The following is a 17,027-nucleotide window of genomic DNA, read 5'->3' on the forward strand; positions in this document are numbered from 1 at the left end:
TATCTAGTTGATTTATAAGTTTTTTACCATTGCGCCTGGCTGGGTCACAACGAAGATGTAGTGGTACAAGCAATACCAGTGTTACATCTTGCAGCGGCGTTTTGAATGCGCTCCCTCCATTTATTGACGCGAGTTTGAGTAGGGGGGCCTTGTCCAGCGGAAGTAGCCATCACGTCATTCGCTGCTACAGGTTTGGAGGATGGGGGCTTCCGTTGCAGCCTATTATGAACCTCAACCCACTCCCCCGATTACAGACGAAGTCGGGGGCTATATCTGCCCGGCTCGTGGTCCTGTTGTGGTGCGAGGGCGGATCGCTAGGGCCTTGATCGCCGCTGAAAAGCTGGCCATCAGCTAGCCCGGGGTGACAGTGGTATTGCTGGTCCTCGAATTGTGTAAAACCGGCACCCACACCGTATGAGGTGCAGCAAGATTTCTTGCTAAGCATGAACGCCTCACGGGGCCCTGTGTCTTCGTTCAATCAGTTCTTTGAATATCTAAAGCCTCGTTGAGCTGCCCTAGCGGGCTTTACGGCCCGACGCGAGCTATTGTGACCTGGTTCGCGTCACGGCGGTCGGCCGGTTCGCTGAACGAGTGGGTATCAGTGCGTTGAGTGAAAGCAGTGACTGGCGAAAGCTTCGGTGCCAATCGCAGCGTCCCACTAAGACTGCTTCGTCGTCCATCCACCTCCCGCAGTGCTTACGAACTTAACCAGACCAGCCGTTTGCATCTGCTCTGCCCTGCTTTTTTCTTGGCTTTCATCGGCAGGAGACAATCATAAGCACGTATGAGCGAAGTGCTGAAAGCTCGCCTACTTTTGAGGGACGGCGATTCCATGCGTAGGTATCAGCTTTACGCAGAATCCCGTCCCCTAACGCGTAGTATCAAAGATCGTGAATGTGACAGATTATGAGAATAGGCTAAAGAAGTCGATAAAGCGGTGGAACACAACCTTTCAGACCTCTAAACTGAATGGCTTAAGCTGATTGACGGGCAGCGATATGGTGTGTTTGCCGCCTGTGAATCTGCCACAAATTTGTAAGAAGGCAGCCTAAAAGAGGTTCTGTACATGAATTTAGCACCCGACTCCTCTCCTAGCCTCAGTAAAAAACTATTGGCCCATTGGGCTCAACTCGGGGGGGAGCACGTTAGCGACAGTCAACTGTTGACGTTGACCTATTCTGAAGGCCAGTTGCTGCTAGATTGGTATAATTCGGCTTTAAGTAAGAACGGATTTCAGCTTGCTACAAAGCCGCCGCCAAAGTTAACCCAACTCGCAGCATGGAGTGTATATGGCTCCGCAGAATTGGACACAGCCTCTCCAGCGGCACGTGCGCTTGAATTTAAACGCACGGCTCTAGATTTTTCTGTTGAGCCTTCAATACTTGTATCACTTATCTCCACCGCCTATCGACTGGAGGCAGAGAATAGAAATGGCTAAGCCGAATATAATCGCATTTGAAGGTATTGACGGAAGCGGTAAAGAAACGCAATGCAAGCTCTTAGCCGATTATTTAAGAGCAAGTGGGAAGATCGTTTGGGTAGCTGATTACCCTCGATACGAAATGTTTTTTGGTCGAGAAATCGGGCTGTTGCTCTCAGGTCAAGAGCGAGGACGCTCTGCTAGTACTTTGGATCCTAAGTCAATGGCTCTTTGGTATGCACTTGATCGGCGCAGTGATTATGATCGAAATAGTGAGCAGTGGCTGGCTTCTGACTATGTTTTACTAAATCGCTCCACCCTTTCGAGCATGGTCTACCAATCTCTACGTTCTGTTGATCCGGATTGTATGCTGGAATGGGTAGAGCAACTTGAGTTTGAGGAGCTAGGTATTCCTCGGCCAGATCTATTTCTTATTTTTAATGTGTCTCCAAAGTCTTCAGCTTCGAATATGCAAAAAAAAGGAGCGCGTGGATATACTGATAGCGAACTTGATGTGTATGAGGGTGATCAAGATCTTCAAGTTGGTTCTTGGAAGTTATACAATCATTTGTGTGAGACTCGAGCGGATACAGAACGAGTAAGCTGTGAAGATCTCAGTGGGAAATTGATTGAAAAAACGACTATACTTGGCTCTGTTTGTGAGATATTGGTGAAGAGATCATTACTTTGATTTATGACCCGGTACAAAATGTTTTTTTTTCTAGTGGGGCAAACTCTGTCTTGCCTCAAGTTATGTGGCATATTACTGATATTTGTCCGCTCAATTGCCCTTACTGCTTCTCTCCAAAGACTGAAAAAACCATCCCGACTGAGATGGTCGACCGTGTCTTAAGTATATTTACCCAATTGGGTGTTCAGAAAATCGATATAGGAGGTGGAGAACCATTAGTTTATCCCCAGCTGCGTAGTCTCATCGAGAAAATTCATGAGAGTGGGATCTTCTGTACTCTTACAACCAGCGGCGTCGGTCGAAAGGAAAATATCGAGGCTCTACCTCATTTTGTCTCATTGGGCCTTACTAGGCTAATTCTAAGCATAGACGCATATGGGGATGCTCATGATCGTCTGAGGGGAAATGTCAATGCTTGGAAAAGCGTCAATGAAATACTTGGTCGGGTTGATGAATCCACCCGGTCAAAGAGATTGCGCATTAATACAGTGGTTACTTCTTCCGTTGAATTTGACTCTACATTTGATAAGTTGCTCAAGTGGGTTGATAAGTCGGGGGTGAAGGAATGGTGTTTAATTCAACCTCATCCAGCTAATCAGAAAGATACCTTTGAAAGTTATAGCGTAGGCGAGTTTGAGTTTGAGGAAGTAGTGCGGCGGGCGCGTAATCTTTTGGTGTCTGATGTGAAAATCATTGAGCGTCGGACGAACCTTTATAGTAATTATTGGGTTCTGCACCCTTCAGGGATTTTACAGAAGCACACTACAGGTGCGATTGATGGTGTTGGCATCGACTTGACAATCGAGAATGCTGAATTAATTGAATCTATAATAAGGTTGAACGGCACAAAGGTGCCAATGGGGGAAAAATGAAAATTATTGTCAGTTCCGATTTTGTTACTCCGGCAAGTAGTGAGCTGCTCGCTGAGATTTCTGCAAATATTTTGCAGAAAGGATGGGGGACGGTAGAAGTTGAATCTGAGAGTGTCGAAAATACTAAGGGGGATTTAGTATCTACTATATTAATTACTATAGGTTTTAATGTTCTCTCAAATGGAGTTTACGATCTAATAAAGTTACTTGTTAATGAGGCAAGGCAGTCTGCAAACGCTCGTGGTGAAGAGTTTCCTAAAATTGCGTTAGAGGATAAAGATGGGCCAAAGCACGAAGAGTCAGACCAAGAAAAAGAATAATTAATTGACGTCAAACGTGTCCGCTGTTCAGCAAGGAGCACTTAGTGAGTTTTCCTAAAAGGATCATTTACCTCGGATTTGGCGTGTCAGGTTATAGAACGAGGAAAAAATTAAAAGGACCTATTCACGACCCTTTTTTGGTATATCGTGCGTTTCGTCTTGCGGCCGCTTCGACTTTTCTTGAAGAGCGTAGTGTCGTGGTGCTTGATCCGACTGGTGCGCAGTTTATCGCGACAGTGGAGTCAGCAATGGAAGCTTGTGTAAAAGATGATTTGCTAGTTTTATATTTCAGCGGACACGCCGATACGGGTATGGGAAGCCTCGAGTTGATTTTAATGGATGATCCTGCGCTTCAGGGGCGCTGCTCCATCGACCGTTTGCTCGACACCCATCGGATGGCTAAGCGGCCCAAAATGTTATTGCTTCTTGATTGCTGCCGTTCCGCACTTGCAGCTGAGTCCATATTCATAAAAACATCTTCGAAATGGCCTAGCAATGTGGAACTTTTGGCGCCTACGTCAGCTTTTGAGCTTGCAGCGGATGAAGATAATGGTAGTCCATTTGCTCTTGCACTAAGTCAAGCGCTTGGAACTATTGTTAACCAAAACAAGTCGGTGACAATGAATGGATTAGTGCGAAGTGTGGAGCTTCTTACTACCGCTACCACAACGTTGCACCATCTTCGTGTGGATGGAGCGTTAGATTTAAGTATCGCACATGCTCAAATTCAGTCTGTTGAATTTAAGCTCCTAGTTGAATCAACATATTTTCGAATAACTACATCGCGGCAGTCAGAACGCGAGACGCTATGGTTCTCGCTAGGCGATGAGCCAGAAAAGCTTACTTTACAAATTTTTAACCTTCTTAATAGCAACAGATACTTCGAGCCAAGCTGGCTTGTGCGTCGTGCAATGGCTAGTGCCCTGGGCGGAGTAAAATACTTAAAGACCGATGCGCGACTAGTGGCGGAAAAACTACTGGGCTCATCTCGGTGGATGGATGTTGCTATCGGTCTAAATGCTGCAAAGCGAATCTTTGAGAAATCTATCGTTGTGGAATACTGTTTGCGGATAATGCAATCACAGATGCCCATGGACGTTAAGTGGCTTGCTGTTTTATATTTAAATGATGTGGATCCCGGTCATCCAATTAGCTGGGATATGGCTGTAATGGGAGGTTTTGTCCGTACTGGATGGGGGCTTCATGAAGTAACAAAAGAATTGAGTTTAGATGCGTTGAAAGATTTTTCAATGCGGTCTGGATTGCTTGAAGGAAGCGAGTCCGAGTCGAGTCGATATCTACGGGTTATGACTGATCTAAATGTTGAGTTAGAAGAAAATGCCTTTTTTGATGTCTTGAAGATGTATAGCGGCGAAAAAAAGTTAGCATTATTGAAAGCCGCATGGGCTTTTTATTCTTGCAATCATCGCGGGATGAATAGCACATCTGGGGCCCGCAAGTGGTTACGCTCGAAGCTATATGGATCTTGGCGTCGAGCGATTAATGTAGATTTTGCAAGTGACATATTGGCGAGTCTGAATGCAGCTAATAGATATGAGTTTTTGAGGGCGATACCGAGGTTAGTGCCAAGCGTTCCACATAGAATGGCTGTATTCGAGGGAGGAACTCCTGATCAAGCCGATTTAGAGTGTTTATCGTGGGGGGCTCTTGATCCTCATCCTTGGGTGCGTCGAGCTTATTTAGAATACCTATGCCGTCATGATTTCGATGAGTTGCATAAGAGGGTAGCTGACTTGGATTGGCGAGTCATACTAGAGGTGGATAGTGATTTGTATCCAGGTCAAATTGATCTTTTTTTTCAGGTTGCGGCCACATTGCGGTACGAGCCGGAAAGTAGTTTTGCACTAAAAACATTGAAAGAATATATTAATAAGTTATCCGCTGATGAGAAAAAATGCTTGGGCATGGCATTAAAAAATGAGGGAATTTTTTTGTAGCTTTTTATTTTTAAGATGGCTGATGCTGATCAGTTATTAGTTTGGTAAGCAAAAGCAGTCGTTTTTTTTGAGCGGGGCGTCCAAATTGGCGTTTGTTTTTAACCGTTGCTTTGCGTTGTGCCGTTCACCTGCTCAGGTTGATTTTAGTCTACTTTCTTATCAGAACACTTTTATTGATCCGGGAATGGGTAATATCTCGGGATATTAGTGAGAGTAAGCAGCCCGCGAGTGAGGGCTGCTTTAGGGTCAAGCGGCGAGTAGTTGTTCCAAGGATAGGTCGCGAGCCAGCGCTGCCAAATCGGAGCGTTCAAGTCTCGAATGGAAGGGGCCGAAGCGAGGCACCTCAAGTCCAGACAAGGCATCGCCCATTCCGCCCTTTAGGTAGCTGACGGCAAGTATCCGAGAGCCTACAGCGAGCAATTGCTCTGTCGCAGCGTTCCATTCCTCGTTCAAGGCAAACCCGACCGCGTTCAATACCGCGGTCTTGGCTTCATCTGCACGTTGGCGTGCATTTGTGATTTGAGCCTCAAGAGTATCAAGCTCGACTTGCAGAGCACCGAGGATGAGGTCTTGCCTTCTGACCTGCTCGTCCGTTGTTGCCAGTTGCTTAGCGGCCTTTTGCATTTCGCCGCTTGCTGATTTTTCCCCTTCGGCATCGCCGCTTGCGAGGCATTTGGCGTAGGACGTTGCAGCATCGCGCTCGGCTTGTTGCGCCTTTTCCAAGGCTTGATCGGCTTCTGATTGAATTGTCTGATACCGCTCGTTCAGGTGCGATTTTTTCCGTTCCAGTGCTTCGACCTCAGCGGTTGCATCGGTCATCGCTTGAATAGCGTCAGCTTTGACCTGACCAATTTTTTCCAGCCTCTCCAGGTGTTGAAGCTTGCTATCAATTGATGCCAGCTCACGGGGAATCAGATCTATGCGGGCTTCGACGCTTGATAATTTTTCCATAGCCTCGCGGCTTTTAGGGCTTCCAATTACGTTGCCATTCGCACTGAATCCGCTGGGTGCATTGCGCCATTCGGCCTCTAGTTGTGGCAGGCTTTCTTCCAATGTTTCCAGTTCTTGAATTAATGCGGCTTGTTGCTGTTTTAGCTGGTTCATGTTGCGTTCCTAAAGGCGAAAGATTGATTGGTTTTTTTCGTTGGCGGGCCAGGCCAAGGTGAGCCTGCACTCCTCATGGTGCAGCCCTGTTAGGCCGCCTTGGCACCGTGATCACCTTGTTCTGGCACTGCGACAACCACATAGCAGCGCTGCAAGCCCAGTCCGGGTAGTCGCACTGCGGTTGAGGCTTTGCCGTCCTTTCCAGGCTCTAGAACACCCCTTCGCAAAAGCTCTTTGTTGACCGCACTGAGGTTCATGCCTCGGAAGATCTCGGAACGCCATGCTTCCGGCAGCACGTAGTAGGTGTTGGTGGTGTGAAGGGCGTCGCCCATGCCGTGTTCCATCGTCTTGCGAAAGCCCAACCGATCAATCGTACGTGGGCCGTGCTCATCGATCTTGGCGGCGGCAGATTCCCAGCGGGTGAAGCGGCTTTCACCAAAGCGCTCGATGACCTGTCTCAGCCGCGCCAAAATCGCATCGCCCTCGAAATTACCGGCGCCGCCACGTTCGGCCAGCCACGCATGCAGACATACTCGTGCGGCGGTTGTGGCCGTGCCATCCGGCCAGCCGGTGACGCCGAAGGCGGTGGCCAACTCTCCGGCCGCTGCTGCTAGGCCAAAGCGAAGGGCTGCGCGTTGCGCCTGACCACTGGCCGACGCGGGCAGGTTTTGGGTGATGAACTGCTCCACCGTGTGGCGAACGATCACCGACCACCTGACCATTTCTCCAGGCGCACACAGCGCGTGGAGGAAGGCGGTGAGGGGTGTGCCGTAGTATTTGGCGACACGGGCCTTGAGCGCATCAGAGAGGGCGGCAGCATCCTCAAAACCATTCAGCGCATCGAACATGCCGAGGCCCTTGCTAGCATCCGCTGGCACCGCAAGCATGCGAACCTCCATGCCCGCTTTCAGCTCCTTATTGGCGTCTGCCATGTGCTGTGCCAACGTCTTCTCGCCCGTCGAGAGAAACAGCAAGCGCCACTCCTGCACCTGTCGGCCTGCTTGTCCTCGATCATTCGCCCGAGCCTTACCGGTGCCGTTGCCGAGCATGTACACCGTCTCGCCAATAATGCGTGGATCGCACATGCCGATTTCATCCAGGACCAGTAGGCCGTCTGAGTGTGCGGCGGCGATGGACTCCAACGCGTTGTCTGTCGAGCGCCACGAACGCACTAGGCGCGGCCCGCCATAAACCGAGGCGGCGACTTGTAGGTGAGTGGTCTTGCCACCGGAGCTGTCGCCATACAGGTGGAAACCGCCTGACTCATGCCCCAGCAGGTTTAGCAAAGGCCCTGCAAAGGCCACAGAGACGACAAACGCCAAGCGGTGATTACCGACACACAAAGCGCCGATTTGCTGCTGCCATTGCTCCAGAGAACCCGCCTCGCTGATCGGTGGCAACTGGGCACCGGCTTCGTAAAAATGCAGATGTTCGGCATGTGAACCGATTTGCTGTTCGGGCAAAAGGAAGGCGTTGTCGTGCCAGCCCAAGCGCGTCACCAAGCGTGCGCGCTGGGCGCTGTCGAAGCCGCCGAGATAGCTTTGTAGGTCGTTGCGGGCATTGCGTCCTGATCGGCTTCCGGCAAGGCGCAGCCCCATGTCTACCAGTGGGCCGAGTACATCCTTGCCGAAGTCGCCGGTCATGGTCCTGGCTGGAATGTTCCAGCGTTTTTTGGCGCCGTCTGGGTCGTCGAATTCGACCAACAAGCCCCAGTTGTGGCCCTTGTCGTCGCGAGTGCGAGCGATGATTTCGAGAGGCGAACACACGGGACGCGCCTCGCCATCATCACCGGAATAAAACACCCCTTCAGACGTTAGGCGAAAGCCGCTCGGCAACAGGTCATTTTTCGATTTTGCAGGGCGTTTAGCGGGCGCCTTGGCCTTCTGTTCTTGAGGTTCAGTTGGCTCAGCGGCACTGGCGAAAAACTCACCGCTGCGCACCAGCCCGGCGATGTGGACGGCGGTCCAGCCTTTGGCTAACGCATCCGCTGCATCGTCGCCGTCTGCCCATTTTCCACCCTTGATGAGCGTCGGCTTTCCGCCTTTGTTGCTGGGCTTGAGCTTGAACATGTCGAGCGAGATTCGTTGTACTGAGGCGGCGCCCAGCTCAATCAGCTTGAGCTCAATGGCGTCCATGCACGTCTTGCCGCTGTCGTCGTTATCCGGCCACAGCACCACAGCGCGCCCTTTGAGTGGTTCTAGGTCGGCCTTGTGCCAAGAGTTGGAGCCGTTCGGCCAGCAGGTGGCGACGTAGTCGGGCATCAGTTCAGCTGCGGCATCAGCAGCTTTCTCGCCTTCACACAGCACCACAGGCGCATCGGCCCGCTGTGCCAGCTCATCCAGGCGCAGCAGCGGCCGAGGCTCCAGCAATCCTTGCCAGCGCCATTGCGTGGTTTGCCCGTCGGAGCGCTTGCACCAGGTCAGCGGTGCAAAGACCTTCCTCGGTTTGCCGTCTTCATCTGGGCCCAGGTCGAAGCGATACAGCGCCATGACTGGCTGGCCCTGAGCATCGCGATAGATCCACACCTTGGACGGGGCGCCGTGTTGCCGATGTTTAGCCGGGCACTTGTTCATGGCCTCGGCCGGGATCGGCTGAATCGCGACCCACTCTGGCACTGCGCTTTTCGTCGGTGCGATTTTGGCGGTTGCAGATCCTGCGGAAACGCTGAGCAGATCCGCCAGCTTTTTGCAGGCATAGACGTCCGTGCCGCCGTCGATGTAGCGCACCAGGTCAATCAGATCGCCGCCCTTATCGCCAGTGGCAAAATCCGCCCAGGTGCCTTTGCTCAAATTGACCTTGAGTGAGCCTGCGCGCTTGTCGGTACGCGTCGGGTTTGGTGCGGTGTATTCCTTTCCACCGTCGACGCATTTGCCGTTCGGCAACCAGTGAGTAAGGACGCGGTCGATATTCTTCAATGCGGCGCTTTTTACGTCGGCAAAGCTCGGACGCTTTGAAGTGTTGCCGGTGCGCTGAGTCATGGTGTGGTCCTCGACTCAAGCAGCGCTTCGTTCACGTCGTCGATCAGCGCCTTGGCCATCTCGCCGAGGTAGAACGCAGGCCAGCTAAAACGCTCCCCCGCATCGCTGATGGCGGCATCGAGGATCAGTTGATTGGCGTGGTGCAGAATCTGGGAGACGGCTTCAAGTGCGTCCTCCAGCGGGATACCGGCATTTACCCGAAACAGGTTTTGGCCGTTACCGTTGGCAGGGGAAAACTCGGAGCGTCCACGCGTGCTGGAGTGGGTCACAGCGCACCGCCTTTCTGGCCCATCGGCACAGAAGAGGCATCACCGTACATGGTGAGTGTTTTGATCAAGCCCAAGGTGCCGCGCACGTCCCAAATAACAGACGACAGCACGCGGTTGGACAGCAGGGGTTTATCGCCGTCTAAGTGATCTTCCAACAGCATGAGAACTGAATCGGCACGGTCGAGCGCACAGGTGATGGCGTCGATAGGCAGACCGGCTTCGGCGTCTTGGCTGACGCAGAGCAGATCCTCGGGTAGTGCAAAGCCTGGGAGCATGCTCATTGGGCACCCCCTGCGGCTTCCAGGGCACGAGCCTTGGACATATGGGCGTTGTATCGGGAGAGACGTGTAGCGAGGCTGGAGTTGGCGTGTAAAGCGGCGAGAGCCATAGCTCGATGAGCGGCGGCGCGAATTTTGGACGGATTGGTGGCGTGCATTGGGCGAAACTCCTTTGTCTGGGGAGCTGCCACGGTTCGCCGTCAAACGAATTAGGGTGGCAGCTGTACGCAGGTTGACGGACCGGGGACAAAGGAACCCGGCATACCCGAAGGTATCCCGCGCACAGCCGCCATAAACAGGATGTGCAGGCACAAAAAAAGCGCCTGCAATCGTGATGGGGGCGCCTGTGCGCCAATGTCTGAACGGGCCGTCAAACCCGGTCGCTGATTTTGCAGCGACGAGCAGAGAGTAACGTCCGGTTTTTGAAAGTGCAACCTTGCGGATCACTTGCGGATTTTTTTGATGCGACATAAATTGATCAGGCATGTAGATTTACCTCAACGCCTCCGGTTGCCGCCGGGGGCGTTTTCATTTCAGGCATGGACTTCCCAGCTCAGGGAAACAAAGGGTAAGAAGTCGCTATCTAGGCAGGCGCGTGCATCCTCATAGGCATCGATTTGTTGGCCTTCGTCGACGATGATTGCTCGCGGGGCTTGGCAGGGAACTGATAGGGCGCACCAGGTGCCATCTGCCCATCGCATTACCATCACGTCCCGGTTAAGACGTTTTTGCTCTGTGCGGTGGCGCTCAAAACGCTGCATACCTTGTGATGAGAAACCGACTTTTCTGAGTACAGAAAACGGCTGCAAGATGGCCCTGTTTACGACACGACTTTTCATGCTGCCGCCCGGTCGCGTGCTTCTATACGGCTTTTAACCCAGCTCTGAACTTCGGAAAGGACCCAGGCAACCGGCGCGCCGCGCGCGGTGCTGTTGCTCAATTTGACCGGCTGGGGGAAACCACTATCGGGGCACTGCATAAGCTTGTAGATCGTCGAGCGCTTGAATCCTGTAACGATCTCAAGACGCGGCATTCTGATGAGGGTGGTAGCGGGGTCAAATGGAGCGGCTAAGCCTGGTAAGGCGCTGGTGGAGTCGAAGGGGCTGGCAAAATTTGGGAAGATTGGGGCAGGCGGGTGGGCGATGTTCTTTGTCATTGGAATTGCTCTCGATTGGTTTGGACTGACGAGAGCAATGGTCTAGAGATGGGACGTCGGTGAGCAGTTAACTTCCAATTGAAGTTCGATTGAAATTTTAGCTACAACACCAAATTGCGTTTGAGGATGGCCTCAACGCTTTTGCGAGATAGGGCTTTTTCGGTCTCAAGCGCAAGCCACTTAGGCCGTTGTTTTGGAGGTTTGGCGACCTCTCGCTGTAGCCAAGCATGCACCTTCGTTGCGACGTTACGTTTGGACATCCCGGCTGTGCGGTAGTGACGACCCTGTTCAACTATCGCGGCGTCTCGCGCGCTCATCTCCTCTTTACGGTCCATCCCGCTGATGATGCCGCCTTTTTTGCGGATGGCATTCTTAATCGCCCGGTCGGTGATGGGTCTTAGTTCATCGTCGGCAAGGCAGGCTAGGGATGTGATCGGTCCCAGATAGAAGGCGTAATCATCAAGTGTCTGAATGCGCTCATCCGGATCGACTTGCATCTCTACGAGCTCGCAGTAGAGGTCCCAAGGCAAGTCCGCAGGAGGTTCTGTGACATGAGGCCAAGCCTCTTGATCGGCTATCTGCATCCAGTTGGCTAACGTTTCCAGCGCTTTTACCGCACAAGCCATGATATAGGCCGAATGAGCGTCGCGCTCTGACGCCGAGTGGCAATTGCTGTACATACGGACCCAATGCGCGAGGCGTACCTCGGTATCGGTGGAGGCATATTGAAAAATCGTCTCCTCATGGATCGTCGTCTGAATGCACATGCGGGCGAGATCTTTGTTGATATCGTCACCATGAATGCGCAGACAGCATTGGTCTATCAAGCGGCAGGCGTCATCGACTTGCTCACGGCAGAGGTCATAGAGCGGTTGCGCTGAGATATAACTGAACAGGCCTCGGCTTAACGCCAAATGCAAGATGGGGTGGTGATCAGTCATCGCGAAATGTCATCTGTACCGTGTAACGGAGAGTCCCACGCCCTGGATTCAAAGCGGGTAACCAGCGAAAGCCGCTTTGTAGGCATAGATGCAGAACGCTTGCCCTCAGCAGTCGTGCGCTGGCTTTGGCGTTACACACATGGGCAGCGTTACATCGGATGTACGCTGAGCTGCTGAACTGTGTAACGCACCTGAAAGCCAATGAAACCGGGCGTTTGGCGATGGGTGTTACACGAGTAACACCCGTTACACCGGTTTTAGAGGGGGGGTGGGTATGTGCTCTCATACTGCCTTTCCAAATTGCCCCTGCACGACATTTCCACTCACTAGGGCATCAAGGTGATCGGCGTACCACTGCATCATTACTCTGCGCTGAGGCAGGTACACCGCTTTGTTATAGACCCCGGCAATCCCCTCCTTTGCATGAGAGAGCTGGGCCTCAATGTGATTCTCATCGAAACCCTGCTCATTGAGTATGGTGCTCGCGATGTGACGAAAGCCGTGGCCTGTTTGCCGACCGGCATATCCCAGTCTGCGGAGCGCCATTAGAAAGACGGTGTTGCTACGGGGGATTGTCCTGTCTTTCCTGCCTGGAAATAGGAGAGGGTACGCACCTGTCAGTGTTCGTAACTCTGTGAGCGCTTCGATTGCCTGTCGAGAGAGAGGCACGACATGTTCGCGACGACGTTTCATTCGCTCGGCTGGGATCGTCCATAGCTTTTTGGAGAGGTCGATTTCTGACCAGCGCGCTTCTCGGATCTCGCTCGGGCGCGATGCTAATAAGGAAAGCAAGCGAAGCCCTATACGAACGTCCTTTGCGTGAGGGTAGGAATTGATTGCTCGAAGTAGCGCAGGCAGTTCTTCAATCGACACATGTGCATAGTTTTCAGCGCTGCGTGATTGCAGGAATTTGCTGAGACCTTCAAGGGGGTTGTGGACCGCTCGTCCTGTTACGCGGGCCAGGTCATAGATCTCTTTGCAAAATGCACGAACTCGGCCCATTTGTTCAATGATCCCCTTCTGCTCCATGCCGCGTAGAAACTCCATCCATTCTAGGGGCAATATTTCTGTGTACATGCGTTTGCCGAAGACGGGGAACACGTGAAGCTCGAGTGCGCCAAGTACTCGTCGAGACGTACCAGATTCCCAGCTTGTGCGTCTGGCCTCAAACCACTCGCGGCCTAGCGCTTCAAAGGTGTTGTTGGCAGCAACCTGGTCTGCAACCTTGCGAGCTTGCTTGCTCACCAATGGATTTTTGCCGGTCGATGCGTCTTCCCGCAGTTGAGCTGCTTTCTGTCTCGCCAAAGAGCCACTGATTTCCGGGTAGCCGCCGAGCCCCAGCCAAGACCATTTCCCGTCTGGCTTTTTGTAGCGCAGCTCCCACGATTTTTGACCGTTAGGTTTCACCCGGAAGTACAGGCCATTCCCGTCCTGCTCCCGATATGTAGCGTGCTCAGGCTCCAGGCCTGCAAGCGTGGTGTCTGCTAAGGGGCGGCGTTTGATTTCAGAGCGCTTCACTTCCTGTATGCCTCCAGTTATAGGAATCTCAAAGCATACACGTGGGCATACACGGCGGGAAGTTATAGGGGTGGACAGGGATGGATAGCCAGAAACAAGAAAGCCCGCACGGGGCGGGCTTCTTGGAGTTTTTCGTAGACTGTCTGAGACAGCCCGAGACTGCTATATGGTGCACCCGGCGGGATTCGAACCCACGACCCCTGCCTTCGGAGGGCAGTACTCTATCCAGCTGAGCTACGGATGCTTGTGCGGGCGCCATCATACCCATGTCGACCTTGGGCGTCCATGCTGGTTTTTGGCCGCTGGCGGGTGGGAATTGTCTGTGTTGGGGCCTTGCGTCGGGCGCTGTGGCTCGGTGGTGGGGTGCGGGGCTTGAGGTCGTTGATCTGATAAATCCGGCAAATAAGCGGTTTTCGTTCTTTTTTTCGAACATCCTATTGCCCTGTACCCCCTTTGATCCTAGGATTCGTTTGAGATTTCAAACGCTCTGTCTCCCGTGCGCTCTCCACTTGCTTGCACGCAGGGGCTGATTTCCCTGACGGCAGCCCCCAAAGGCGCCTTTCAACAACTCTAATTCGCTCCGCGCGCGCGCGGTGCTGTTAAGGAAAGCCGACATGCAGCTTAAAGATGCCCAGTTGTTCCGCCAGCAAGCCTTTATCGATGGGGCTTGGGTCGATGCGGACAACGGTCAGACCATCAAGGTCAACAACCCCGCCACGGGCGAGATTCTCGGCACCGTGCCGAAGATGGGCGCCGCTGAAACCCGCCGCGCCATCGAAGCGGCGGACAAAGCGCTGCCGGCCTGGCGTGCGCTGACCGCCAAGGAGCGCGCCAACAAGCTGCGCCGCTGGTTCGAGCTGATCATCGAGAACCAGGAAGACCTGGCGCGCCTGATGACCCTGGAACAGGGCAAGCCGCTGGCCGAAGCCAAGGGCGAAATTGTCTACGCCGCCTCCTTTATCGAGTGGTTCGCCGAAGAAGCCAAGCGCATCTACGGTGATGTGATTCCCGGCCACCAGCCGGACAAGCGTCTGATCGTGATCAAGCAACCGATCGGCGTGACCGCTGCGATCACGCCGTGGAACTTCCCCGCCGCGATGATCACGCGTAAAGCCGGCCCGGCCCTGGCCGCCGGTTGCACCATGGTGCTCAAGCCTGCCTCGCAAACGCCGTTCTCGGCGTTCGCCCTGGCTGAACTGGCGCAGCGTGCCGGCATTCCGAAAGGCGTGTTCAGCGTGGTCTCCGGCAGCGCCGGCGATATCGGCAGCGAGCTGACCAGCAACCCGATCGTGCGTAAATTGTCCTTCACCGGCTCGACCGAAATCGGTCGCCAGTTGATGGCCGAATGCGCCAAGGACATCAAGAAAGTGTCCCTGGAGCTGGGCGGCAACGCGCCGTTCATCGTGTTTGACGACGCTGACCTGGATAAGGCCGTCGAAGGCGCGATCATCTCCAAGTACCGCAACAACGGCCAGACCTGCGTCTGCGCCAACCGTCTGTACGTTCAAGACGCGGTGTACGACGCGTTCGCGGAAAAACTCAAAGTGGCGGTGGCCAAGCTCAAGATCGGCAACGGTCTGGAAGACGGCACCACCACCGGCCCGCTGATCGACGGCAAAGCCGTGGCCAAGGTCCAGGAACACATTGCGGACGCGCTGGCCAAAGGCGCCACGCTGCTGGCGGGCGGCAAGGTCATGGAGGGTAACTTCTTCGAGCCGACCATCCTGACCAACGTGCCGAAAAATGCCGCTGTGGCGAAGGAAGAAACCTTCGGCCCACTGGCGCCGCTGTTCCGTTTCAAGGACGAAGCCGAAGTGATCGCGATGTCCAACGACACCGAGTTCGGCCTCGCGTCCTACTTCTATGCGCGTGACCTGAGCCGTGTGTTCCGTGTGGCCGAAGCCCTGGAATACGGCATGGTCGGCGTCAACACCGGGTTGATCTCCAACGAAGTGGCGCCGTTCGGCGGTATCAAGGCTTCGGGCCTGGGCCGTGAAGGTTCCAAGTACGGGATCGAGGATTACCTGGAAATCAAATACCTCTGCCTGGGCATCTAAGCCCGGCAAGGCATTGCTGCAAACGCAAAGGGCACGAGAGCGCTGACCCTTTGCGTGTTTTACACCGTTATTCGTAGTGGCCGGGAACGCTGTGTCAGTCGATCATCGCATGCTGCCGTAGTTGCCCCCCGCCACGTATTCCTTGAACAACGCCACCCGATGAGTGGCGAATGAGGACTTTATGAGCAAGACCAACGCTTCCCTGATGAAACGCCGCGAAGCCGCTGTACCACGCGGTGTTGGCCAGATTCACCCGATCTTCGCCGAGTCCGCGAAGAACGCCACCGTGACCGACGTTGAAGGTCGCGAGTTCATCGACTTCGCCGGCGGTATCGCCGTGCTGAACACCGGCCACGTACACCCGAAAATCATCGCGGCCGTGACCGAGCAACTGAACAAGCTGACCCACACCTGCTTCCAGGTACTGGCCTACGAGCCTTACGTGGAACTGTGCGAAAAAATAAACGCCAAGGTCCCAGGTGATTTCGCCAAGAAAACCCTGCTGGTCACCACCGGTTCCGAAGCGGTTGAGAACGCCGTGAAAATCGCCCGCGCTGCCACTGGCCGTGCCGGCATCATCGCGTTCACCGGCGCGTACCACGGTCGCACCATGATGACCCTGGGCCTCACCGGTAAAGTCGTGCCTTACTCGGCCGGCATGGGCCTGATGCCAGGCGGCATCTTCCGCGCGCTGTACCCGAACGAACTGCATGGCGTGAGCGTCGACGACTCCATTGCCAGCATCGAACGCATCTTCAAGAACGATGCCGAGCCGCGTGATATTGCTGCCATCATCATCGAGCCGGTGCAGGGCGAAGGCGGTTTCTACGTCGCGCCTAAACCTTTCATGAAGCGCCTGCGCGAACTGTGCGACAAGCACGGCATCCTGCTGATCGCCGACGAAGTGCAAACCGGTGCCGGCCGTACCGGTACGTTCTTCGCCATGGAACAGATGGGCGTGACTGCCGACCTGACCACCTTCGCCAAATCCATCGCCGGCGGTTTCCCGTTGGCCGGTGTGTGCGGCAAGGCCGAATACATGGACGCCATCGCGCCAGGCGGCCTCGGCGGCACCTACGCCGGTAGCCCGATCGCTTGCGCCGCGGCCCTGGCCGTGCTGGAAGTGTTCGAAGAAGAGCACCTGCTGGATCGCTGCAAAGCCGTCGGCGAGCGTCTGGTCTCCGGCCTCAAGGCCATCCAGGCCAAGTACCCGGTGATCGGCGATGTGCGTGCCCTGGGCGCGATGATCGCGATCGAGCTGTTCGAAGGTGGCGACACCCACAAGCCAAACGCTGCTGCCGTTGCCGCCGTAGTGGCCAAGGCGCGTGAGAAAGGCTTGATCCTGCTGTCCTGCGGCCCTTACGGCAACGTGTTGCGCATCCTGGTGCCGCTGACCGCGCCGGACGAGCAACTGGACAAAGGCTTGGCAATCATCGAAGAGTGCTTCTCCGAGCTGTAAGCCCGG

Annotated in this window: 15 protein-coding genes and 1 tRNA gene; 7 read left to right on the top strand and 9 right to left on the bottom strand. The window is 54.1% G+C overall.

Going from position 1 to position 17,027, the window contains the following annotated elements:
* The first annotated feature begins 1,066 nt into the window (after nt 1-1,066).
* The 5 genes from PverR02_RS31555 to PverR02_RS00995 are packed head-to-tail and all read left to right on the top strand — an operon-like array spanning nt 1,067 to nt 5,261.
* Nucleotides 1,067-1,438, top strand: coding sequence for a hypothetical protein (locus PverR02_RS31555; protein ID WP_152031977.1), 372 nt, complete (start codon nt 1,067-1,069; stop codon nt 1,436-1,438).
* Nucleotides 1,431-2,111, top strand: coding sequence for a dTMP kinase (locus tag PverR02_RS00985; RefSeq protein ID WP_079442606.1), 681 nt, complete (start codon nt 1,431-1,433; stop codon nt 2,109-2,111). Before PverR02_RS31555 ends, PverR02_RS00985 begins: the two co-directional genes overlap by 8 nt.
* Nucleotides 2,108-2,983 (top strand): radical SAM protein, encoded by an 876-nt coding sequence (locus PverR02_RS00990; protein WP_152031978.1) that lies wholly within the window; start codon nt 2,108-2,110, stop codon nt 2,981-2,983. The genes PverR02_RS00985 and PverR02_RS00990 overlap by 4 nt, the downstream gene beginning before the upstream one ends.
* On the top strand, nt 2,980-3,303 hold the full coding sequence (locus tag PverR02_RS31560) for a hypothetical protein (protein WP_152031979.1): 324 nt from the start codon (nt 2,980-2,982) through the stop codon (nt 3,301-3,303). Before PverR02_RS00990 ends, PverR02_RS31560 begins: the two co-directional genes overlap by 4 nt.
* A gap of 44 nt (nt 3,304-3,347) precedes the next feature.
* Entirely contained in the window at nt 3,348-5,261 is a 1,914-nt protein-coding gene (locus PverR02_RS00995) for a caspase family protein (RefSeq protein WP_161493710.1), read from the top strand.
* A 246-nt stretch (nt 5,262-5,507) separates the two neighbouring features.
* On the opposite strand, the gene PverR02_RS01000 is transcribed toward PverR02_RS00995, so the two are convergent.
* The 9 genes from PverR02_RS01000 to PverR02_RS01040 all read right to left on the bottom strand — a co-directional run bounded on the left by PverR02_RS01000 (nt 5,508) and on the right by PverR02_RS01040 (nt 13,749).
* A complete protein-coding gene (locus PverR02_RS01000) occupies nt 5,508-6,365 on the bottom strand; it encodes a hypothetical protein (RefSeq protein ID WP_079442609.1) in 858 nt (285 codons plus the stop codon).
* A gap of 89 nt (nt 6,366-6,454) precedes the next feature.
* A complete protein-coding gene (locus PverR02_RS01005; RefSeq protein WP_079442610.1) occupies nt 6,455-9,343 on the bottom strand; it encodes a DUF927 domain-containing protein in 2,889 nt (962 codons plus the stop codon).
* Nucleotides 9,340-9,612, bottom strand: a complete 273-nt coding sequence (locus PverR02_RS01010) for a DUF3077 domain-containing protein (RefSeq protein WP_048363502.1) — start codon at nt 9,610-9,612, stop codon at nt 9,340-9,342. The genes PverR02_RS01005 and PverR02_RS01010 overlap by 4 nt, the downstream gene beginning before the upstream one ends.
* Nucleotides 9,609-9,893, bottom strand: a complete 285-nt coding sequence (locus PverR02_RS01015) for a hypothetical protein (protein WP_017846196.1) — start codon at nt 9,891-9,893, stop codon at nt 9,609-9,611. Before PverR02_RS01015 ends, PverR02_RS01010 begins: the two co-directional genes overlap by 4 nt.
* A gap of 530 nt (nt 9,894-10,423) precedes the next feature.
* Nucleotides 10,424-10,729, bottom strand: a complete 306-nt coding sequence (locus tag PverR02_RS01020) for a hypothetical protein (RefSeq protein WP_079442611.1) — start codon at nt 10,727-10,729, stop codon at nt 10,424-10,426.
* Nucleotides 10,726-11,046, bottom strand: coding sequence for a helix-turn-helix transcriptional regulator (locus tag PverR02_RS01025; protein ID WP_079442612.1), 321 nt, complete (start codon nt 11,044-11,046; stop codon nt 10,726-10,728). Before PverR02_RS01025 ends, PverR02_RS01020 begins: the two co-directional genes overlap by 4 nt.
* A gap of 101 nt (nt 11,047-11,147) precedes the next feature.
* The gene (locus PverR02_RS32425; RefSeq protein WP_227778765.1) at nt 11,148-11,987 is read right to left on the bottom strand and encodes a hypothetical protein; all 840 of its coding nucleotides are present in this window, start codon (nt 11,985-11,987) and stop codon (nt 11,148-11,150) included.
* 282 nt (nt 11,988-12,269) lie between these two features.
* Nucleotides 12,270-13,505: a tyrosine-type recombinase/integrase gene (locus PverR02_RS01035; protein ID WP_079442613.1), complete on the bottom strand. Its 1,236-nt coding sequence runs from the start codon at nt 13,503-13,505 to the stop codon at nt 12,270-12,272.
* 167 nt (nt 13,506-13,672) lie between these two features.
* Nucleotides 13,673-13,749, bottom strand: a tRNA-Arg gene (locus PverR02_RS01040).
* Nucleotides 13,750-14,119: 370 nt separating this feature from the next.
* Between PverR02_RS01040 and gabD the strand changes: the two genes are divergently transcribed.
* On the top strand, nt 14,120-15,562 hold the full coding sequence (gene gabD, locus PverR02_RS01045) for an NADP-dependent succinate-semialdehyde dehydrogenase (RefSeq protein ID WP_046385078.1): 1,443 nt from the start codon (nt 14,120-14,122) through the stop codon (nt 15,560-15,562).
* Between the two features lie 181 nt (nt 15,563-15,743).
* Nucleotides 15,744-17,021, top strand: coding sequence for a 4-aminobutyrate--2-oxoglutarate transaminase (gene gabT, locus PverR02_RS01050; RefSeq protein ID WP_017848615.1), 1,278 nt, complete (start codon nt 15,744-15,746; stop codon nt 17,019-17,021).
* The last annotated feature ends 6 nt before the right edge of the window (nt 17,022-17,027 follow it).

This window comes from Pseudomonas veronii (assembly GCF_002028325.1).
GTDB classification, from domain to species: Bacteria; Pseudomonadota; Gammaproteobacteria; order Pseudomonadales; family Pseudomonadaceae; genus Aquipseudomonas; species Aquipseudomonas veronii.